Raw genomic sequence first — 242 nt, 5'->3', positions numbered from 1 at the left:
TCGATCAGAAGATTCACACCGCGGGCATGACCCGCGAAGCAGCGATGGATATGATGATGAACCAGGGCTTCCAGGAAGAGGGCGAGGCTGCCGGCAAGTGGCGCCGCGCCTGCCTCAGCTCCACCCAGCTATCGACCTACTATGTGGGTAACCTGGAAGTCAACGATATCCGCCAGGCTTACGAAGATAAGATGGGCGGCGAGGTCAATCTCAAGACCCTCCACGACACCATGCTCTCCTTC

Annotated in this window: 1 pseudogene (running past one end of the window); it reads left to right on the top strand. The window is 58.3% G+C overall.

Annotated features, from left to right (window positions below):
• Positions 1–242, top strand: a pseudogene (locus KDM41_18490) (DUF885 domain-containing protein) (it extends 376 nt beyond the left edge of the window).

It is taken from the genome of bacterium, assembly GCA_020440705.1.
Taxonomy (GTDB): Bacteria; Krumholzibacteriota; Krumholzibacteriia; order LZORAL124-64-63; family LZORAL124-64-63; genus JAGRNP01.
This window is presented reverse-complemented; position numbering and strand designations above follow the sequence as displayed.